The organism is Leifsonia sp. NPDC056824, assembly GCF_042789575.1.
Lineage (GTDB): Bacteria > Actinomycetota > Actinomycetes > Actinomycetales > Microbacteriaceae > Leifsonia.
Genome location: NZ_JBHUAV010000001.1, coordinates 1,304,408 through 1,323,462, shown reverse-complemented (window position 1 = coordinate 1,323,462; position 19,055 = coordinate 1,304,408). Strand labels below are relative to the sequence as shown.

Sequence of the window (19,055 nt, the reverse complement as noted above, 5' to 3'; positions counted from 1 at the left end):
TCAATGCCCGGTGTGGTCGGAGTCCACTCCGGCGTCGGGCCCCTCGTCCAGGCTGTCGATCGACGCGAGGTCGTCGGCGTCGAGTTCGAAGTCGAAGACCGCGAGGTTCTCCGCCATCCGCTCCGGGTTGCGCGACTTCGGGATGGCGACGAGGCCGTTCTGGACGTGCCAGCGGAGCACGATCTGCCCCACGGTGCGCTCGTGCTTCGCCGCGACCTCCGCGAGCACCGGCGCCGCGAGCAGGTCGCCGGAGCCGCCGATCGGGCTCCACGACTCGGTCACGATGCCGTGCTCGGCCCCGTACGCGCGCTGCTCGCGGCGCTGGATGGCCGGGCTGAGCTGGATCTGGTTGACAGCGGGAGTCACGCCGGTCTCGGCGATGAGGCGGTCGATGTGGGCCGGCTTGAAGTTGGAGACGCCGATCGCACGCGCCGCGCCGCTCTCCTGGAGCCGGATGAAGGTCTCCCAGGTGGACACGTACTGGTCGCGCCCGGGCAGCGGCCAGTGGATGAGCAGCAGATCGACGTAGTCGAGTCCGAGCCGTCCGAGGCTCGCGTCGAGCCCGGCGACGGCACGGTCGTCGCCCTGGTAGCCGCCGTCGAGCTTGGTCGTGACGAACCATTCCTCGCGGGCGAGCCCGCTGCCGCGCACGCCCCGGCCGACGCCGGTCTCGTTGCCGTACTTGGCCGCGGTGTCGACGTGGCGGTAGCCGAGCTCCGCCGCCGCGACGACGGCGCGCTCGACCTCCGCGTCGTCGAGCGGCCAGGTCCCGAGGCCGAGCTGGGGGATGCGGGTCCCCGCGTTGAGGGCGATCGAGGGCACGGCGACGATAGGCGGGTTCTCGGTCATGCGTCACAGCGTAGCCCCGGGTAAGGTGGCGCTCATCGGAAGGAGTGCCATGCCCGCCACATCCCCGCCTGACCCCGGCTTGCCGACCGACGTCCCGCTGCCGACCGACCCGGACGCCGTCGCCCTCGCCGTGGAGGCTGCGATCGAGGCCGAGGACCTCGCCCTGCTGCGCCGACTCGCCGACGCCGGCAGCTCCGACGCCGAGGACGCCCTGGTCGAACTCGCCGCCGAGCGCGGCGACCTTGACGAGCTGCGCCGGCTGGCGGCTCTCGGTAACCGCGACGCCGCCGACGAGCTCCTCGAGCTCGAGGAGGAAGAAGAATAGAGCCTCCCCGCCGGCCCGACGCCCCGGTAGCCCCCTAGATCACCCCTTCCGAGAACGTCGTCGGGTTGCCGAAGCGGTGGTTGGTGATCGAGATGGCCTGCTCGTGGAGGAACGGCAGCACCTCGATCCGCCCGGACGGGGTGACCGCGCCGTTGTAGACCGCGACGTCCGGCGTCCCGCCGAGAGCCGTCGCGAGCGCCACCGGGTCTCCGCCGATGAGGCGGATGCGGTGGGCCGTGATGCGGCGGCCGCGCACGCGCGACAGCCAGTGCTCGTCGGTCTCGACCACGACGTCCACATCACGAGCTTTGAGGAGCTGCTGCGTCCCCCGCGGCAGCGCGATGCTCGTGCTGACGGTGAACGCCGATCGCGCGACCGTCGCCGCCGCCATCACGCGCAACAGCTCGGGCAGGCCACTGCCCTCCGAGAGCCGGATGGCGACCGGGACGGGCCGGTAGCGGAAGATGTCGCGCTCCACCCCGAGCGCGGAGACGTCCTTCGCCTGGTGGTACTCGGTGGCCACGGCGATCGCGTCGCTGAGCGCCGAGCGGCGGACGAGGTCGAACGCGGGGTAGTCCATCGAGGACTGCCCGGACTCGATCAGGTCCTGGACGCGGGGTTCCAGGCCGCGCAAGTGGAGGCTGGAGCTGGACGCACCCGACTCCGGCCGCCAGGAGCCGAGACCGAGCAGGTAGTTGGGGCCGCCCGCCTTGGTGCCGGCGCCGACCGACGAGCGCTTCCAGCCGCCGAACGGCTGGCGCCGCACGATCGCACCGGTGATGCCGCGGTTGACGTAGAGGTTGCCGGCCTCCACCGTCTCGAGCCACTGCGCGAGCTCGTCCGAGTCGAGCGAGTGGAGGCCGGCGGTGAGGCCGTACTCGATCGCGTTCTGGAACCGGATCGCCTCCTCGAGGGTGCTCGCGGTCATGATCCCGAGCACCGGGCCGAAGAACTCGGTGAGGTGGAAGTAGGTCCCCGGCTGCACGCCGGTGCGGATGCCGGGCGACCAGAGCCGGCCGGTGTCGTCGAGCGGGCGCGGCTCGACGAGCCACTCCTCGTCGGCGCCCAGAGTGGTCAGCGCGTGCAGCAGCTTGCCGGATGCAGGCTCGATCAGCGGCCCCATCTGGCTCACCGGGTCCTGCGGGTAGCCGACGCGCATGCTCTTCGTCGCGTCGACGAGCTGGTTGCGGAAGCGCTCGGAGCGCGCCGCCGAGCCGACGAGGATGACCAGGCTCGCCGCCGAGCATTTCTGCCCTGCGTGGCCGAACGCGCTCTTCACGATGTCGGCCACGGCGAGGTCGTAGTCGGCGCTCGGCGTGACGATGATGGCGTTCTTCCCGCTCGTCTCGGCGAGCAGCGGGAGCTCCGGCCGCCAGGACCGGAACAGCTTGGCCGTCTCGTACGAGCCGGTGAGGATGACGCGGTCCACGCGCGGGTCGGCCACGAGCTGCCGGCCGAGGTCGTTCTCCGCGACATCGACGAGCGCCAGCAGGTCCTGCGGGATGCCGGCCTCCCACAGCGCCTCCACCATGACGGCCGCGGCACGACGCGCCTGCGGGGCCGGCTTGATGACGACGCCGCTGCCCGCGGCGAGCGCCGCCAGCACACCGCCGGCGGGGATCGCGACCGGGAAGTTCCACGGCGGCGTGACGACCGTCAGCGCGGAGGGCACGAACACCGCGCCCTGCACCGCGTCCAGCTCGCGCGCGAGCGAGGCGTAGTAGTGCGCGAAGTCGACGGCCTCGCTCACCTCGACGTCCGCCTCGGCGATCGTCTTGCCGGTCTCGCTCGCCATGACCTCGATCAGGCGGTCGCGGTTGGCCTCCAGCGCGTGCCCCGCCCGGTCGAGGGCTGCTCCACGCTCGGAGCCCGCACGGGTCCCCCATGCTGCGCCCGACGAGCGGACGGCGGTCAGGATGCGGTCGAGGTGATCGGCGTCGGTGACCGCCGCCGCCGCGATGGTTCGGACGCCCAGGTCGCTCGTGGCCGAGCGGGCCAGGATGCGCCGCCCCCACGCGCGGTTCGCCGCGAGCGACGGGTCGGTGTCCGCGGTGTTCTGGAATCCGGTCGACGCGGCGCCCGCGACAGCAGCCGGCGGCTCCGCCGTGACGCCGGCCGACCCCCGGGTCAGTCCGAGCACGACGCTGGTGAGCCCTTCCTCCGGTCCGCCCGCACCGGCGCCGAGCGACGCCTCTGCGTCCACCGCGGGCGGTCGCGTGAACGACTCGGCCGTCTCCTGCTCCCACTCGCGTGAGCGGTCCTGCTGCCGGTTGGGCAGCGGAGCCGCCCCGCGCGGCGCGGGGTCGGCCGCCAGCTCGGCGACCGACGCCAGGAAGCGGTCCCGCTCCCGGTCGAACAGCCCGCGGTCCGAGCCCAGCTCGAACACGGCCGACATGAAGTTCTCCGGGCTGGCGTTCTCCTCCAGCCGGCGGATGAGGTACGAGATCGCGACATCGAACTCGCCCGGGTCCACCACGGGTGTGTAGAGCAGGAGCTGCCCGACCGTGCGCTTGACGGCCTCCGCCTGCTCCGTCGCCATGCCGAGCAGCATCTCGAAGTCGATGCGTCCGGTCACGCCGCGATGCGATGCGAGCAGCCAGGCGTAGGCGACGTCGAACAGGTTGTGGCCGGCGACGCCGATCTTGACGGCGTCGGCGTGCTCCGGCGTGAGCGCCCAGTCGAGGACGCGCTTGTAGTTGGTGTCCGTCGCCTGCTTGCTCCCGTAGGTCGCGAGCGGCCAGCCGTGGATCGCCGCGTCCACGCGCTCCATCGCGAGGTTCGCGCCCTTCACGACGCGCACCTTGATGGCCGCGCCGCCCTGGGCGCGGCGCTGGGCGGCCCACTCGGTCAGCCCCTGGAGGGCGTCCAGCGCGTCGGGGAGGTATGCCTGGAGGACGATCCCCGCCTCCAGCCCGAGCAGCCCCGGACGGCCGAGGATGCGCTCGAAGACCGCGATCGTGAGGTCGAGGTCGCGGTACTCCTCCATGTCGAGGTTGATGAACTTGGGCGACGGCGAGGCCGCGGCCAGCTCGTACAGCGGCACCAGTCGCTCCACGACCCGGTCGACCGTCTCGTCGAACGACCACATCGAGAGCTGGGAGGCGATGGACGACACCTTGATCGACACGTAGTCGACGTCGTCGCGGGACAGGAGCGCGCGCGTGCCCTCGAGCCGCCGGGCGGCCTCCTCCTCGCCCAGCACCGCCTCGCCGAGCAGGTTGAGGTTGAGGCGGGCGCCGTGTCCTTCCGGGTCCCTCGGCGAGCGCAGGTGCGCGATGGCCGGCCCGAGCTTCTCGGGCGTCGCGTCGACCACGAGGTGCCCGACCATGCCGCGCAGCACGCGCCGGGCGATCGGGATGACGACCCATGGCAGCACCGGCCCGAACACGCCGCCGAGCCAGACGGCCGCGCGCATGTACCAGGGCAGGAAGGCCGGGATCTTCTTGGCGACCCGCTGCAGGTTGTACCCGGCAACGAACAGATCCTGCGGACGGGCGACACCGTCGACGAACCCGACTGCGAAGTCGAGCCCGCGCGGGTCGCGCAGCACTCCGGCCAGTCGCTCGGCGGCCGGGTCGCGCGGGGCGTCCTGGCCGGTGCGCGCGCTCTCGGCGAGCCAGCTCCGGACGAGCTCGACGGCCTCCTGAGCCAGTTGCGCAGGCGGCACCTCGCCGGCAGCGTGCGCGCCGGCCACAGGCGCGCTCGGCGCCTCGGTCCGCAGCGTACGTGCGTCGTCCGTGTCTTCAACCATGTCCACGACTGTATTCCTCGCTCCTGAGGCGACGCGGGATGTCCGGGGATCCGTGGATGAGTCGCAGTCGCCACTGCCTGTGGAATACATTCTCGACGTGGTTTACCATCGGCAATAGCGAACGTTTCCGAACGATATCGTTCACCTAGACCGAATGGTTGGCATGCTCGACATCCGCAGGCTCCGCCTCCTCCACGAACTGAGGATCCGCGGCACCGTCGCCGGGGTCGCGGCGGCCCTCTCCTACAGCCCGTCCTCCGTCTCCCAGCAGCTCGCGACGCTGGAGCAGGAGGCCGGCGCCGTCCTCCTCGTGAAGTCGGGTCGCCGCCTGCAGTTCACACCCCAGGGCGAGCTGCTCGCCCAGCGCGCCGCCGCCATCCTCGACGCCCTCGACTCCGCGGAGGCCGCCGTCGCCGGCTCCAGCGCGACCGTCGCCGGGGTCGTCCGGGTCGCGGTCTTCCAGTCCGCCGCCCACGCGATCCTCCCAGCGGCCGTCGCAGCCCTCGCCCGCGACTACCCCGAACTGCGGGTGGAGGTCACCGAGAGCGAGCCGGAGCAGGGCCTCTTCGACGTCTCCGCACGGGACTTCGACCTCGCCGTGGCCGAGCAGTACCCCGGCAGCACCCGACCGCTCCGCGCCGACCTCGACCGCACTCCACTGGCCGCCGACGGCATCCACCTCGCCACCTCGGCCGACCGGACGGCGCGCATCCGCGCGACCTCCCTCACGCACGCCGCAGACCTCCCGTGGGTCCTGGAGCCCGAGGGCACGGTGTCGCGCACCTGGGCCGTCCAGCTCTGCCGCGCCGCCGGCTTCGAGCCGGACGTGCGCTTCGAGACCGCCGACCTGGTGACGCACATCCGCCTGGTCGCGTCGGGCAACGCGGTCGGCCTCCTCCCCGACCTGGTCTGGGCCGGCGCCCGCCCCGAGGTGGCGCTCCTCCCCCTCCCCGGGTCGCCACGGCGCACCATCTTCACATCGGCGCGGCGGTCGTCGGCGTCGGCCCCCGGCGTGGTCGCCGCCCGCCGGGCGCTGGCCGAGGCGGTTCCGCCGGAGCACATCCCTTAGGCTCTGAGCCATGACCGACCCCGCAGCCTCTCCCGCAGCCGCGAGCCACGATGTCGTGATCGTCGGCGGCGGGCACAACGGCCTCACCGCCGCCGCCTATCTCGCCAAGGCAGGACGCAGCGTCATCCTGCTCGAACGACTGGACGACGTCGGCGGCGCGGCCGTCAGCGCCCAGGCGTTCCCCGGCGTGGAGGCACGGCTGTCGCGCTACTCCTACCTCGTCAGCCTCCTGCCGCAGCGGATCATCGAAGACCTCGGCCTCGACATCCGGCTCGCCCGGCGGCGCTACTCCTCCTACACGCCCGTGCCCGGCGACCCGGACGGCGCGGGCCTCCTCATCGACAACACCGACGCGGAGGCCACCGCCGCGTCCTTCGCCCGGATCGGCGCCGCCGACGACGCCGCGGCGTTCGACCGTTTCTACGAGTCGACGGGAGCTGTGGCCCGCGCGCTCTGGCCCACAGTCACCGAGCCGCTGCTCACCCGCAGCGAGGCGAAGGCCCTCGTCGGCGACGACGAGCTCTGGGACGCACTCATCGAGCGCCCGATCGGCGGCTTCATCCAGTCGCGCCTCCGGAACGACCTCGTGCGCGGAGTCGCGGCGACGGACGCCGTGATCGGCACGTTCGCCAGCGTCGACAGCCCCGACCTGTCCCAGAACCGCTGCTTCCTCTACCACGTCATCGGTCAGGGCACCGGCGAGTGGGACGTCCCGGTCGGCGGCATGGGCTCCGTCACCGGCGAGCTCGCCCGCGTCGCCCGCGAGGCCGGCGCGCGCATCGTCACCGGTGCGGAGGTCACCTCCATCAGCCCGGACGGCACCGTCTCCTACACGCGCAACGGCCACGAGCGCCGGGTGGACGGCGGCACCGTGCTCGTCAACGTCGCCCCGGACGTGCTCGACGGCCTCCTCGGCGAGACCGCCGACCCGCCCCGCCCGCGCGCGGAGGGCGCCCAGGTCAAGGTCAACCTGCTCCTGAAGCGGCTGCCACGGCTGCGGGACGAGTCGGTCGACCCGGCCGCGGCGTTCGGCGGCACGTTCCACATCAACGAGACGCTCACGCAGCTCGAGGCCGCGCACGACGGGATGCTGCGCGGCGTGATGCCCGAGCTCCTGCCCTGCGAGATCTACTGCCACACGCTCGCGGACCCGAGCATCCTCGACCCGGAGCTCGCCGAGAGCGGAGCGCACACCATCACCGTCTTCGGCCTGCACACCCCGGATCGCTGGCTGACCGACGACAACAACGACGCCACCCGCCAGCGCCTCCAGGACGCCGTGCTCGCCTCGCTGAACTCGGTGCTGGCCGAGCCGGTCGAGAGCCTCCTGCTCACCGACGGCGACGGCAACCCGTGCATCGAGACGAAGACCACCCGCGACCTCGAGCACGCGCTCAACATGCCGGGCGGCAACATCTTCCACGGCCCGCTGTCCTGGCCGTTCGCGGAGGACGGCGACGACCTGCGCACCCCGGCCGAGCGCTGGGGCGTGGCAACGCGGCACGACCGCATCCTGCTCTGCGGCTCGGGAGCCCGGCGCGGCGGCGCGGTGAGCGGGCTCGGCGGCCACAACGCTGCGATGGCGGTCCTGGAGGGCTGATCCCGCGCGCCTGCGAGGACTGGCCTTCGAGGACTGGAAGGACTCGCACGCGACACCCAGGCGTGGCCCCCTGCCGTAATCGCGAACCGGTGACTAGTGTGTGGATCACGAGGGGGACTCTGTAGGAGGTCACCATGATGCCGCAGCCGACAGGACGACTCGTACGCAAGGACGACGGAGTGTACGTGGTGCTCGACCGCATCTTCAAAGCTCCGATCGAGGAGGTGTGGACCTACTTCAGCAGGTCCCCCCGGCTCGCCGAGTGGATCGGCGAGTACACGGGCACGGGCTCGACCGGCGCGGTCAAGTTCCGGATGAACGCCGAGGGCGACGGCGCCGAGTGGCAGAACGTCGCCGTCATGCTCTGCGACGCCCCGCACCGCCTCCACGTCGACGTCGGCCAGGCGCCGGACTCGCTGGTGATGTTCGTGCACCTGACGGAGGCCAGCGGCCACACGACCGTCACCTTCGGCCAGCGCCTGCGCGCGATCGGCACCTCGGCCGACTACTGCATCGGCTGGGACTACTACCTCGACCGCCTCGTGGCGGCCCACAACGGCAAGCCGCTGCCGAACTGGGACGACTACTACCCGGCGATGCGCGAGCACTACGAGACGCTGTGCCGCGAGCTGGACCATGACATCCGCATCGAGCACCAGACCGCTCAGCGGAACGGCACCACCGGCTGAGCGCTCTTGCGCCCACCGCCGCTCCGGCCGCCGCTCAGTGCCAGCGGTGGTCCTGGAGGGTGATGCGCGGTCCCCTGCGCTGGAACCGGAACCCGCTGGCCAGGATCAGCCGCACGACGCGCTGACGCTGGCCGCGCCACGGCTCCAGCAGTTCGAGCATGCCGTCGTCGTCCACGCGCGAGCCGGTGAGCGCCTCGCCGACCTGGTGCGCCAGGTGGTAGTCGCCGACGCTGACCAGGTCCGGATGCGCGTGCGTGCGCTGCAGGGTCTCGGCTGCCGTCCACTGCCCGACGCCGGAGATGGTGCGGAGGGCGGTCTCCGCGTCGTCGAGGGAGGCGGCGGCCCCGATCGCGCGCTCCAGCGACGGCGCCAGCACGAGCACCGCCTGGACGGCACGGGCCCGCCGCGGGTCCACTCCGGCGCGATGCCAGTCCCACGACGGGATGCCGCGCCACTGCTGCAGCGTCGGCACTACCCGCATCCCCTCGGGCGCAGGCCCCGGCGCGGGCTCGCCGTACCAGCGCAACAGTCGCGCCCAGGACCGGTACGCCTCCAGGCTGGTGACGCGTTGCTCGATGATGGCCGGGAGGAGCGCCTCCAGCACCAGGCCCGTGCGCGTCAGGCGTAGCCCGGGATTGCGGTGCAGGCTCTGCCTCAGCAGCGGATGCGACCCCACGTCGAGCGCCGACCAGTCGTCGCCCCGGCCGAGCAGCCCGGGGACCGCGGAGATCACCCAGTGCGCGCCGGGACCCCACGCTGCTGCCGCGACACTGCCGTCGGCCGCGGGCCGGAGGACGCGGAGCGTCGCCGGCCCCTCCGGGGTGCGCCAGGTGCGCCACATCCCGCCGAGGTCCCAGGTGGTCGTCGGATCGTACGACCCGCGGCCCAGCTGGCCCAGCGTGCCGGAGAGGTCGAGCGGGCCGTCCGGACGGTACACGGTCTCCACGGCGCGCCCGGAGGGGGCGTCGGCGGGGAGCACGGCGGTCATGCACGGCATGCTACGTCACGCGGCTGACTGCGGCGCCGTGTTGCGCCGAGGACGGGACTGGCCGCCTGTCGGTGGCCTCCCCTAGGTTCTCCCCATGGGAATCGCTATCGAAGCCGACGCCGTCGCGCGCCTCCGCGACCGCGTCCACGGAACCGTCTACGTGCGCGGCGACGAGGGGCTCGCCGCCGAGGTCGCCTGTTTCAATCCCACCGTCCTCCACGACCCGGATGTCGTGGTCGCCGTCGCCGACGAGGAGGACGTGGCGGAGGCCGTGCGGTTCGCGCGCGAGCAGGGCCTGCCTGTGCGCGTGCAGGCCACCGGCCACGGCTCGGAGGCGCCGATCGGCGGCGGCCTCATCGTCTCCACCCGCGCGCTCGACGCGATCGATGTGGACGCCGCGTCCCGGCTCGTCCGGCTCGGCGCGGGAGTCCGCTGGGCGCCGGTCATCGCCGCGGCCGCCGAGTTCGGGCTGGCCCCGGTCACCGGGTCCTCGACCAGCGTCGGCGCGGTCGGCTACACGCTCGGCGGAGGCCTCGGCCCGCTGGCCCGCACGCACGGCTTCACCGCCGACTGGGTGCGCGGCTTCCGGGTCGTCACCGCGGAGGGCGAGACCGTGACGGCCGACGCCGACTCGCACCCTGAGCTGTTCTGGGCGCTCCGCGGCGGCAAGGGCGGCCTCGGTGTCGTCACCGAGATGACGCTCGAGCTGGTGCCGCTCACCACCCTCTACGCGGGCAGCGTGTTCTTCGAGGGCGAGGCGATCGAGCCGGCCTTCCGCGCCTGGGTCGACTGGGCGGGCTCGCTCGGCGAGGTCGCCACGACCTCGGTCGTCCTGTTGCGCATCCCCGACGTCGACGGGCCGCCTCCGCCGCTGCGCGGACGCACCGTGCTGAGCGTGCGGTTCGCCTACCCGGGCGACGCGGCGGTGGGCGAGCGCCTGTTCGCCCCCATCCGCGCGGCAGCGCCGGTCTTCCTCGACGTCGTGGGCGAGATCCCGACGACGGCGGTCGCGACCATCCACAACGACCCGGAGGAGGGCTCCCCGGCCTGGATCCGCGGCTTCATGCTCGACGACTTCGACGCCGCGGACGGCGACGCCCTGCTCGACATCGCCGGCCCGAAGGTCGAGTCGCCCTTCCTCGCCCTGGAGATCCGCCAGCTCGGCGGCGCGGCCCGGCGCGACACCCACGACGGCACGGCCGTCGGCGGACGCGCCAGCGGCTACACCCTGAGCGCCATCGCCGCCGATCCGGCGACCTTCGACTCCGCCGCGCCTGCGGCGGCCGAGGCGATCACCCGCGCGCTGAAGCACCGCGTCTCCGCCGTCACCAATGTCAACTGGGCTGCCGATCTGACCGATCCGGCCACGTTCGCGGCCTCCTGGCCGGCCGATGTCGGCGCCCGGCTCACCGAGGCGCGCGCCAGCTACGATCCGGAGGGCGTCTTCGCGTTCGGTCCGGCCTGAGCGGCGGCGCTCAGTCGGCCCAATGCTCAGTCGGCCCAGACGCTCGGCGCCTCCGCGCGCGTCGAGGGCAGCGCGGCGTCCCCACCCCACTCGAGCAGCCACTCCGGGATGGTGACATCGGTCGGCGCGGGCCCGACGGCCTCCAGCAGCTCCTCGATGGAGACGACCCCGCCGCTGCGCTTCAGGAAGCGGCCGCGGATGAATGCCTGGGTGTAGATCTCGCCGCCGACCGTGAACCGCTGCTCGACGTAGACGGCCTTCTCGTCGAACCCGAGGATGCGCGACTCGACCACGAACGACTGCCAGAGCTCCAGCGACTTGCGGAACGAGATGGTCTCCGACGCGACCACCGGATACCAGCCGCGCTGCTCGAAGATCGCCCAGACTCCGTTCCTGCGCAGCAGGTCGAAGCGCCCGATATCGGCGATCGACAGGTACACGCCGTTGTTCATGTGCTTGAGGATGTCGAGGTCCGTCGGCAGCACGCGGAAGCGGGTGCGGGCCACGTCCCAGTGGCCGAGGCGGGCGCCGAACCGGGAGAGGAGCGCGTGGAGCATCGTCCGGAAGATCATGTGCACGCGGTCATGTTAGTGAAGCGCCAAGCCCTCCTCATCTTCGTTGTGGACCCTCTCCAAGCCCGCTAGGGTTCTGCGAGGGGGAAATCGTGCTGAATCGAATATTTCGGGGAATCACTGCGTCGACGGCCACTCGCGCACACGCTCGACGGACGGCGGCCGCGGCGGTCACCGCCGTCGCCGTCGTCTCGATGCTTGCAGGCTGCGCGCTGTTCGCGGGCGGAGGCCGACCGGGCGCCGCGCCCACGCACTCGCGGACGCCGAAGCCCACCTCGACAGGGATGGCGGAGAACCGCAGCTATGGCACTGCGACACCTACGCCGACACCCACGCCGACGCCGGTGCCCGCCGCGACGCTGACCACGGTCCCGGCCGGAACGGTGGTCGCGGAGGCGAGCGTCGCGTCGCCCAAGGGCAGCATCCACTTCCACTACCGGGTGGTCTCGAACGGGAACGACACCTACTCGGCGGAGTTCTCCAACTTCACCTCGACGGTTCCGGTCCCGGTGTCGGTCACCTTCATCGACATCGCACCGCGCGTCGGCGACGGCCTGACTTACCACGGCGTCGGGGACCACCTGCTCGGCGGCCCGACCTCCGCACCCGCCGCCTCCACGGCGCTCCTGGCCGGCGTGAGCCAGCCGTCCTACCTCGGCACGCTCGTGACTTACTCGTCCGCGGCAACCTTCGACGGAGTGCCGCAGGAGCTCGGCCCGGACAAGGTGCTCGCCGTGGACACGGTGCGCTGGTCGGTGCCGGTCCGGACGTCGAACGTGCACCCTGTCGACTCCGGAGCCCGACCCAACGCGGCCGGCGCGGTGACGGCGACGACCGCGAGCGGCGCCCCGCGACGCTACGAGGTCGCGGAGGGGGACACGACGACGGCGGTCGCGGATCGTTTCGGTATACCGGTGGAATGGCTGCTCTGGCTCAACCCGAACCTGCCCGGCGACGGCGGCAACCAGTACCTGCTCGCGTCGACGGCGCTGAACCTGGACCCGGACAGCCTGTAGGGAGGACGCCGCAGCGCGCCCGGGCGGTCGACACCGCTCAACGCGGCAGCGGCACCTCGAGGATGCTCGGCCCTGCTGGCGGCGCCGAGAGCGCCTGGTCGAGCTCGCCCTTGGTGCGCGCGATGCCGTACTCCCAGCCGTACGCGCGCGCGAGCGCGGACAGGTCGACCGCCTGCGGCGTGTAGAGCACCCGGTCGAACGCCTCGGCCGGCGCGGACGCCGCGACCTCCAGCCCGTCGAAGATCGTCCCGCCGCCGTCGTTGCCCACAACCACCTGCAGGTGCGGGCGCGCCTCCCCCGCCCCGCCGAGCAACGCGCCGACGTCGTGCAGCAGGGCGAGGTCGCCGAGCAGCACACGGGTGACACCCGCGGCGGCGGCGGCCTCCACCGCCCGCGCCTCGGCGGCGAGCGCGATGCCCGTGGCCGTCGCGATCGTCCCGTCGATGCCGGCGAGCCCGCGGTTGGAGTGCACCACGATCTTCTTCCCCGGCACCAGCCGGTCGGCGTCGCGGATGAGGCGGGACGCTCCCAGCACGAGCCGGTCGTGCGGCCAGGTGTACCGCCAGAGCGCTTCGGCCAGCAGCGGGCGGGTGATCGGCGCGCGGACCGCGGCCAGCTCGGCGCGGGCGAACGCGAGCGCGTCGGCCGGTTCGTACGATCGCGCCTTCTCGACGTCGGGGGCGGACGCCGCAGGGTCTGCCGCACGCTCGGCCTCCTCGGTCAGGCGCCGGCTCGCGAAGACCCAGCTCCCGACCCAGGACCGCACCTCCGGGCTGCGGAGGTCGACGCCGGCGGGCGCGCTGACACCGCCGACGACCTGTGCGCGCCGGCCGGGGTTGTACGCCTCGCGGCCGGTCGGAGCGACGACCAGCACCTCGACGTCGTCGCGCAGGAGCAGGGCGGGGACCTCCCGGCTGAGCGTGGGATGCCCGAACACGACGGCCCGCTGCACCCTGGCGCCGTAGGACTCGTCCCGCAGCAGCTCGCGGTACGCGACCACCAGCTCCGGCCCGAAGCGGGCGCCGCTCGACACCTCCGCGAGCAACGGGTAGCCGCCCGCGCGGGCGAGCTCCGCGGCCGCGTCTCCGGCATCTGCTCCGGCGACGACGACCGTGAGCGGGCCGTCCGGCAGCTCCACGACCTCACGGCCGAGCGCCGAGGGTCCGGCCGTCGCGGGCAGGTCGCCGCGGACGAGTCCCCGCACGGGCGGGACCGCGACCGACAGCGGCTCGCGGAATCCGACGTTGAGGTGCACCGGCCCGGGGTCCGCTGTCGCCGCGCCCACGGCCTCCTCGACGGCGGAACGCGCCAGCGCCCGCGCCTCCTCGGGCTCGCCCTCCGCGCCGACGGGCGCCGTGACGTCATGGCTCGCGCGCACGACGGTCCCGTACAGCCCGTCCTGCCGCGTGGTCTGGTTCGAGCGGATGCCGCGCAGCTCGCTCGGCCGGTCGGCGGTGACGACGATCATCGGGATGCCGGCCTCGTGGGCCTCCAGCACGGCCGGGTGGAGGTTCGCGGTCGCCGTGCCGCTGGTCGTGACGATCACCGTTGGGGCGCCCGTCTCCCGGGTCAGCCCCAGCGCGAGGAAGCCGCCGACGCGCTCGTCGATCCGCACATGCAGCCGCGCCGACCCGACGCGTTCGAGTTCGGCCGCGGCGAGCGCGAGCGCCTGCGAACGCGATCCCGGGCTCACGACGATGTCGGCGACCCCGGCCTCCACGAAGCCGGCGAGGAGCGCGAGCGCGTAGTCGGTCGCCGGGTTCCCGGTCTGCTCGACCTCCGCGGGCTCTTCCGAGACCCGCGGGTCACCCATCCCGTCGGCCGGTCTGGTCGTCTGGACCGTTGTCGTCGAGGTCGGCCAGCTCCTTCTCGAGCCGGCGGATGCGCTCCTCCTGGTCGTGGTCGATCCGGAGCTTGCCGAGGAATGCGGGGTCGTCGTCCGGGGCGCTGATCCTCCGGCCGGCCTCCGCGCGTCGCCGGCCGCGGCCGATCAGGAACCAGAGGACACCGCCGATGATCGGGAACAGGACGATGATGAGCACCCACACGGGCTTGGGTAGGCCACGCACCCTGGAACGGTCGAAGAGAGCGCAGTCTGCCACCGAATAGATGTAGAAAACCGCGGCTGCGACGCCGAGGACTATCCAGAGGCGAACCATGCCTACATCGTAACTCTCAGCGAGCCTGCCTAAGCTGGGAGGGTGAAGCGGATTCCCTCCTGGTTGACCTACACCGTGCTGCGCCTCGTGCTGTTCGCGGTGCCGCTCGTGATCCTGCTTCTGCTCGGAATCGTCTGGTACGCATCGGTCATCGCCGCGGCCCTCATCGGACTGTGCCTCTCGTACATCCTGCTCGCCAAGCAGCGCCACGCGGTCGCGTCCGATCTGTACGCCGCACGCCACCGCGACAAGCCGGCTCCGTCAGCGGACGACGCCGAGGACGAGGCGATCGACGCCGCCCAGGCGGAGGCCGCTGCGGGCGAGGCCCACAAGAACGCGCCCGGTCAGAAGGCGTAAGCCGCGCCGAGCGCGAGCGCCACGAGCAGCCCGGTGAGGCTGGTGAGCTGCAGCGCCGTGATGAGCTCGCGCGGCGCCTTGCCGAACAGCGTGATGACGCAGGCCGGCAGCGCGGCGAGCAGCGCGAACATCCCGAACCAGGCGAACGGGTAGAACAGCGCCAGCACCGCGAGGATGCCGAACGGCACGAGCAGGAACACGCAGAACACGATCCGGGAGGCCATGCTCCCGAGCAGGACGGCGAGCGTCCGCTTCTTCGCGAGCCGGTCGGGCTCGATGTCGCGGATGTTGTTGACCATGAGCACCGCGCACGCGATGAGTCCCGCGATCACGCCGCCGAGCAATGCCTCCTGGTTGACCGTCTTGGCCAGCATGTAGGTCGTGCCCATGGTGGCGACCAGCCCGAAGAATACGAAGACGAAGACCTCGCCGAGTCCGTAGTACCCGTAGGGACGCTTGCCTCCGGTGTAGAACCAGGCGGCCGCGATGGCGGCGGCCCCGACGAGGAGCACCCACCAGAGCTGCGTGAGCAGGACGAGGATGAGCCCCGCGACCGCCGCGAGGCCGAAGAAGGTGAGGGCGACCGTGAGCACCTTTTTCGGCGCGGCCTTGCCTGAGCCGGTGAGACGGCCCGGCCCGACGCGGTACTGGTCGGTGCCGCGGATGCCGTCGGAGTAGTCGTTCGCGTAGTTGACGCCGATCTGGAGCAGTACGGCGACCGCCAGGCAGAGCAGCGAGCGGATCGGATGCCAGATGCCGGCGCCCTCCACGATCTTCGCCGCGCCGACGCCGATGAGCACGGGAGCGACGGCGAGCGGGAGCGTCCGCAGCCGCGCGCCGGCGATCCAGTCGGATGCCGTGGCCGGACGCACGGCGGACGCCTTGGCGCCCGGGCGGCCGCTCCGCCCGCCACGAGGTCCGCGCGCCGGGGGCGGCACCATCCGCTGCATTCGAGGGTTGTTCTGGCTCATCACAGTGCGAATCGTAACAACAACCGCTATGCCACAGGCCTATCGGCGGCGTCGCCACGCGCGAGCCGCGCGGCCGCGACCCGGTCCGGTTTGCCGCTGCTGAGGTGCGGGAGCTCGCGGACGGTCACGATCCGGTCGGGCGCCGCCGCCCGCCCGAGCTGCTCGGTCACCAGGCTCCGGAGTCCGGCGAGCTCGGCACTGCCCGTCGTGATGACGACGGGGACCTGCCCCCATCGCGCGTCCTCGGCGGCGACGACGACCGCGTCCCCGAGCCCGTCCCAGGAGCGGACGAGTCGCTCGACGGTGTCCAGCAGCACCTTCTCGCCGCCGGAGATGATGACGTTGTCCGACCTCCCGCGCACGGTCACGCGCCCGTCGCGCACCTCCCCCAAGTCACCCGTGCGATACCACCGGACGCCGTCCTCCTCGTGGAACGCCGCCGCCGTCCGTTCGGGATCACCGAGATAGCCTTCCGCGAGCGTCGGCCCGCTGATCTCGAGCAGCCCGTCCACCTCCCGGACGACGGTCGGCCCGATCGGAACCCCGTCGTAGACGCACCCGCCCGCGGTCTCGCTCGACCCGTAGGTCGCGAGGAGCCGCGCACCCAGCGCTTCGGCCCGCTCGCGCAGCCCGCGGTCGAGCGCCTGCCCGCCGACGAGGATGCCGTCGAACCTGCGCAGCGCGGACCCGACCTCGCGGGCGCCCGCCTCCGCCGCGTCGACGAGCCGGGCGAGCTGCACCGGGACGAGCGAGGTGTAGCGGAGGTCAGCGGTCAGCTCGCCGGCCGACACCGCGAACCGCAGCGGATCGAAGTGGCCGTCGCCGTAGACGACGGGCTCCGTCCCAGCCGCCAGCGAGCGGACCAGCACCTGCGCGCCGGCGACGTAGTGCGCCGGGAGGGCGAGCAGCCACTGCCCCTGACCTCCCATCGCGCCGGCGGAGGCGGCCGCACTGGCCAGCAGCGCGTCGACCGAGAGGGCCACCCGTTTCGGCACCCCGGTCGAGCCGGAGGTCTCGATGACGAGCGCAACGTTCTGCGGCGCCCGCTCCGCCGCGCTGGGCCACGCACCGTCCGCGCGTCCCGCGGCGCCCGGCTGCGCGTCGCCCCCGCCCACGTTCCGCGGCACAACCGCCGCTCCCCCTTCCGAGAGCGCCTTCCTCAACGCGGCGAAGACTTCTCCCGTCCGGCGAGCGTCGACCACTCGATACGGTCTCGTCACCTCGCCCTCACCACTGAATCCATGAACACAGTCCGATCACGCACCCGCTCAGTACTGCCACGGGAACGGCGACCAGTCCGGCTCCCGCTTCTCGAGGAACGCGTCGCGCCCCTCCACCGCCTCGTCGGTCCCGTACGCCAGCCGCGTCGCCTCCCCCGCGAACACCTGCTGTCCGACCATCCCGTCGTCCACCGCGTTGAAAGCGAACTTGAGCATCCGGATCGCCGTGGGCGACTTCGTCAGGATCTCCTGCGCCCAGTCGACCGCCGTCGCCTCCAGCTCGGCGTGCGGAACGACCGCGTTCACCGCCCCCATCTCGTACGCGCGCTGCGCCGAGTACTCGCGGGCCAGGAAGAACACCTCGCGCCCGAACTTCTGCCCGACCTGCCGCGCGAAGTACGCGCTCCCGTAACCGGCGTCGAACGACCCCACGTCGGCGTCGGTCTGCTTGAACCGGCCGTGCTCCGCACTCGCGATGGAGAGGTCGCACACCACATGCAGCGAGTGACCGCCACCCGCCGCCCATCCGGGGACGACGGCGATGACCACCTTGGGCATGAACCGGATCAGCCGCTGCACCTCGAGGATGTGCAGCCGGCCGCTGCGCGCGGCGTCGATGCCGGACGCCGTCTCGCCCTCGGCGTACTTGTAGCCGTCCCGGCCGCGGATGCGCTGATCGCCTCCCGAGCAGAACGCCCAGCCGCCGTCCTTCGGGCTCGGCCCGTTGCCCGTCAGCAGCACGACTCCGATCTTCGGGTTCGTGCGGGCGTCGTCCAGCGCCGCGTACAGTTCGTCGACCGTGTGCGGGCGGAAGGCGTTGCGCACCTCGGGCCGGTCGAACGCGATCCGCGCGATGCGCCCGCTCACGTCGTGGTGGTACGTGATGTCGGTGAGCCCCCCGAATCCGGGGACGTCCGTCCACACCGCGGGGTCGAAGATGTCTGATACTGCCGAAGCCATGCCACAAGCCTACGGTCGAGCGCAATGCGAAATCGGGTCGCGTGCCAAACTGGTGCAATGCTGCCCGAACTCACCGACCTGTTAGGGACAGCGCGCGTCGTCCGACTCCCGCTGCGCACGCGATTCCGCGGTATCACCGTCCGGGAGGCCGTCCTCTTCGAGGGCCCCGAGGGCTGGACCGAGTTCTCCCCGTTCGTCGAGTACGACGACCAGGAGTCCGCAGCCTGGCTGCACGCCGCGATCGACTTCGGCTGGCGCACCGCCCCGGCCCGTCTGCGCGACCGGATCCCGGTCAACGCCACCGTCCCGGCCGTCGCTGCGGCCGACGTGCCCGCCGTCCTCGACCGGTACCCGGGAGCCCGCACCGCGAAGGTGAAGGTCGCCGAACCCGGCCAGACCCTGGCCGACGACGTGGCCCGCGTCCGGGCGGTCCGCGAGCACCTCGGTCCGGAGGGCCGCATCCGCGTCGACGCGAACGCCCTGTGGAACGTGGACGAGGCCGAGCACGCCATCCACGCGCTGGCCCCGTTCGACCTCGAGTACGTCGAGCAGCCCTGCGCCACCGTGGAGGAGCTGGCCGAGATCCGCCGCCGCACGCGCTACATGGACATCCCGATCGCCGCGGACGAGAGCGTGCGCAAGGCGAGCGACCCGCTGGAGGTCGCGCGCGCCGGAGCCGCAGACCTGCTCGTCATCAAGGCCCAGCCGCTCGGCGGCATCCACGCGGCGCTGCGCATCGTGGCGGAGGCCGGCCTCCCGGTCGTCGTCTCCAGCGCGCTGGACACCTCGATCGGCATCGCGATGGGCGCGCACCTCGCCGCCGCTGTGCCCGACCTCGAGTTCGACTGCGGCCTCGGCACCGTCGCGATGTTCGAGCACGACGTCGCGGAGGCGCCGCTCGTCCCGGTGGACGGCGCGATCCCCGTCCTCCGCCCGCGCGTGCTGAGCACGCAACTCGACCGCCTGGCCGCTCCGGACGACCGCACCCAGTGGTGGCTCGACCGCGTGCGCAGGTGCTACCGGATCGTGGAGCACGCGGCCGCGCTCTGACGCCCCCGCGAGGC

17 protein-coding genes are annotated in these 19,055 nt (G+C 72.6%); 8 read left to right on the top strand and 9 right to left on the bottom strand.

The window, feature by feature from the left end:
* On the bottom strand, window positions 1-849 hold the full coding sequence (locus ACFRFH_RS06675; protein ID WP_382462200.1) for an aldo/keto reductase: 849 nt from the start codon (window positions 847-849) through the stop codon (window positions 1-3).
* Window positions 850-898: 49 nt separating this feature from the next.
* On the opposite strand from ACFRFH_RS06675, the gene ACFRFH_RS06670 reads away from it, so the two are divergent.
* The gene (locus tag ACFRFH_RS06670) at window positions 899-1,174 is read left to right on the top strand and encodes a hypothetical protein (RefSeq protein WP_382462199.1); all 276 of its coding nucleotides are present in this window, start codon (window positions 899-901) and stop codon (window positions 1,172-1,174) included.
* A 34-nt stretch (window positions 1,175-1,208) separates the two neighbouring features.
* Here ACFRFH_RS06670 and ACFRFH_RS06665 read toward each other — a convergent pair whose 3' ends face one another.
* Complete coding sequence (locus tag ACFRFH_RS06665; protein ID WP_382462198.1) at window positions 1,209-4,925, bottom strand: proline dehydrogenase family protein; 3,717 nt, start codon at window positions 4,923-4,925, stop codon at window positions 1,209-1,211.
* Between the two features lie 154 nt (window positions 4,926-5,079).
* Between ACFRFH_RS06665 and ACFRFH_RS06660 the strand changes: the two genes are divergently transcribed.
* The 3 genes from ACFRFH_RS06660 to ACFRFH_RS06650 all read left to right on the top strand — a co-directional run bounded on the left by ACFRFH_RS06660 (window position 5,080) and on the right by ACFRFH_RS06650 (window position 8,283).
* Window positions 5,080-5,994, top strand: a complete 915-nt coding sequence (locus tag ACFRFH_RS06660) for a LysR substrate-binding domain-containing protein (RefSeq protein ID WP_382462197.1) — start codon at window positions 5,080-5,082, stop codon at window positions 5,992-5,994.
* A 10-nt stretch (window positions 5,995-6,004) separates the two neighbouring features.
* Window positions 6,005-7,594, top strand: a complete 1,590-nt coding sequence (locus tag ACFRFH_RS06655) for a phytoene desaturase family protein (RefSeq protein ID WP_382462196.1) — start codon at window positions 6,005-6,007, stop codon at window positions 7,592-7,594.
* A gap of 134 nt (window positions 7,595-7,728) precedes the next feature.
* Complete coding sequence (locus tag ACFRFH_RS06650) at window positions 7,729-8,283, top strand: SRPBCC domain-containing protein (RefSeq protein ID WP_382462195.1); 555 nt, start codon at window positions 7,729-7,731, stop codon at window positions 8,281-8,283.
* 34 nt (window positions 8,284-8,317) lie between these two features.
* Here the strand turns inward: ACFRFH_RS06650 and ACFRFH_RS06645 are convergent, their stop codons facing one another.
* Window positions 8,318-9,271, bottom strand: coding sequence for a DNA-3-methyladenine glycosylase family protein (locus ACFRFH_RS06645; protein ID WP_382462194.1), 954 nt, complete (start codon window positions 9,269-9,271; stop codon window positions 8,318-8,320).
* A 94-nt stretch (window positions 9,272-9,365) separates the two neighbouring features.
* On the opposite strand from ACFRFH_RS06645, the gene ACFRFH_RS06640 reads away from it, so the two are divergent.
* Window positions 9,366-10,736 (top strand): FAD-binding oxidoreductase, encoded by a 1,371-nt coding sequence (locus tag ACFRFH_RS06640; protein ID WP_382462193.1) that lies wholly within the window; start codon window positions 9,366-9,368, stop codon window positions 10,734-10,736.
* Between the two features lie 26 nt (window positions 10,737-10,762).
* Here the strand turns inward: ACFRFH_RS06640 and ACFRFH_RS06635 are convergent, their stop codons facing one another.
* Complete coding sequence (locus ACFRFH_RS06635; protein ID WP_382462738.1) at window positions 10,763-11,308, bottom strand: acyl-CoA thioesterase; 546 nt, start codon at window positions 11,306-11,308, stop codon at window positions 10,763-10,765.
* A 194-nt stretch (window positions 11,309-11,502) separates the two neighbouring features.
* Here ACFRFH_RS06635 and ACFRFH_RS06630 point away from each other — a divergent pair, with 194 nt between their 5' ends.
* On the top strand, window positions 11,503-12,324 hold the full coding sequence (locus tag ACFRFH_RS06630) for a LysM domain-containing protein (RefSeq protein WP_382462192.1): 822 nt from the start codon (window positions 11,503-11,505) through the stop codon (window positions 12,322-12,324).
* A 37-nt stretch (window positions 12,325-12,361) separates the two neighbouring features.
* Here ACFRFH_RS06630 and menD read toward each other — a convergent pair whose 3' ends face one another.
* Window positions 12,362-14,137: a 2-succinyl-5-enolpyruvyl-6-hydroxy-3-cyclohexene-1-carboxylic-acid synthase gene (gene menD, locus ACFRFH_RS06625; protein WP_382462191.1), complete on the bottom strand. Its 1,776-nt coding sequence runs from the start codon at window positions 14,135-14,137 to the stop codon at window positions 12,362-12,364.
* Window positions 14,130-14,483 (bottom strand): PLD nuclease N-terminal domain-containing protein, encoded by a 354-nt coding sequence (locus ACFRFH_RS06620; RefSeq protein ID WP_382462190.1) that lies wholly within the window; start codon window positions 14,481-14,483, stop codon window positions 14,130-14,132. Before ACFRFH_RS06620 ends, menD begins: the two co-directional genes overlap by 8 nt.
* 42 nt (window positions 14,484-14,525) lie before the next feature.
* Between ACFRFH_RS06620 and ACFRFH_RS06615 the strand changes: the two genes are divergently transcribed.
* Window positions 14,526-14,840, top strand: coding sequence for a DUF4229 domain-containing protein (locus tag ACFRFH_RS06615; RefSeq protein ID WP_370055571.1), 315 nt, complete (start codon window positions 14,526-14,528; stop codon window positions 14,838-14,840).
* Here the strand turns inward: ACFRFH_RS06615 and ACFRFH_RS06610 are convergent.
* The 3 genes from ACFRFH_RS06610 to ACFRFH_RS06600 are packed head-to-tail and all read right to left on the bottom strand — an operon-like array spanning window position 14,828 to window position 17,991.
* A complete protein-coding gene (locus ACFRFH_RS06610) occupies window positions 14,828-15,811 on the bottom strand; it encodes a 1,4-dihydroxy-2-naphthoate polyprenyltransferase (protein WP_382462189.1) in 984 nt (327 codons plus the stop codon). The two genes, ACFRFH_RS06615 and ACFRFH_RS06610, sit on opposite strands and share 13 nt — an antisense overlap.
* 26 nt (window positions 15,812-15,837) lie before the next feature.
* A complete protein-coding gene (locus ACFRFH_RS06605) occupies window positions 15,838-17,031 on the bottom strand; it encodes an AMP-binding protein (RefSeq protein ID WP_382462188.1) in 1,194 nt (397 codons plus the stop codon).
* 48 nt (window positions 17,032-17,079) lie between these two features.
* A complete protein-coding gene (locus ACFRFH_RS06600) occupies window positions 17,080-17,991 on the bottom strand; it encodes a 1,4-dihydroxy-2-naphthoyl-CoA synthase (protein WP_382462187.1) in 912 nt (303 codons plus the stop codon).
* A 57-nt stretch (window positions 17,992-18,048) separates the two neighbouring features.
* On the opposite strand from ACFRFH_RS06600, the gene ACFRFH_RS06595 reads away from it, so the two are divergent.
* On the top strand, window positions 18,049-19,041 hold the full coding sequence (locus ACFRFH_RS06595; protein WP_382462186.1) for an o-succinylbenzoate synthase: 993 nt from the start codon (window positions 18,049-18,051) through the stop codon (window positions 19,039-19,041).
* Window positions 19,042-19,055: the final 14 nt, after the last annotated feature.

Coding starts and splice junctions, on each gene's coding strand:
- ACFRFH_RS06675 (WP_382462200.1), bottom strand. CDS start 849: ATGACCGAGAACCCGCCTATCGTCGCCGTGCCCTCGATCGCCCTCAAC.
- ACFRFH_RS06670 (WP_382462199.1), top strand. CDS start 899: ATGCCCGCCACATCCCCGCCTGACCCCGGCTTGCCGACCGACGTCCCG.
- ACFRFH_RS06665 (WP_382462198.1), bottom strand. CDS start 4,925: ATGGTTGAAGACACGGACGACGCACGTACGCTGCGGACCGAGGCGCCG.
- ACFRFH_RS06660 (WP_382462197.1), top strand. CDS start 5,080: ATGGTTGGCATGCTCGACATCCGCAGGCTCCGCCTCCTCCACGAACTG.
- ACFRFH_RS06655 (WP_382462196.1), top strand. CDS start 6,005: ATGACCGACCCCGCAGCCTCTCCCGCAGCCGCGAGCCACGATGTCGTG.
- ACFRFH_RS06650 (WP_382462195.1), top strand. CDS start 7,729: ATGATGCCGCAGCCGACAGGACGACTCGTACGCAAGGACGACGGAGTG.
- ACFRFH_RS06645 (WP_382462194.1), bottom strand. CDS start 9,271: ATGACCGCCGTGCTCCCCGCCGACGCCCCCTCCGGGCGCGCCGTGGAG.
- ACFRFH_RS06640 (WP_382462193.1), top strand. CDS start 9,366: ATGGGAATCGCTATCGAAGCCGACGCCGTCGCGCGCCTCCGCGACCGC.
- ACFRFH_RS06635 (WP_382462738.1), bottom strand. CDS start 11,308: ATGATCTTCCGGACGATGCTCCACGCGCTCCTCTCCCGGTTCGGCGCC.
- ACFRFH_RS06630 (WP_382462192.1), top strand. CDS start 11,503: ATGCTTGCAGGCTGCGCGCTGTTCGCGGGCGGAGGCCGACCGGGCGCC.
- menD (WP_382462191.1), bottom strand. CDS start 14,137: ATGGGTGACCCGCGGGTCTCGGAAGAGCCCGCGGAGGTCGAGCAGACC.
- ACFRFH_RS06620 (WP_382462190.1), bottom strand. CDS start 14,483: ATGGTTCGCCTCTGGATAGTCCTCGGCGTCGCAGCCGCGGTTTTCTAC.
- ACFRFH_RS06610 (WP_382462189.1), bottom strand. CDS start 15,811: ATGAGCCAGAACAACCCTCGAATGCAGCGGATGGTGCCGCCCCCGGCG.
- ACFRFH_RS06600 (WP_382462187.1), bottom strand. CDS start 17,991: ATGGCTTCGGCAGTATCAGACATCTTCGACCCCGCGGTGTGGACGGAC.
- ACFRFH_RS06595 (WP_382462186.1), top strand. CDS start 18,049: ATGCTGCCCGAACTCACCGACCTGTTAGGGACAGCGCGCGTCGTCCGA.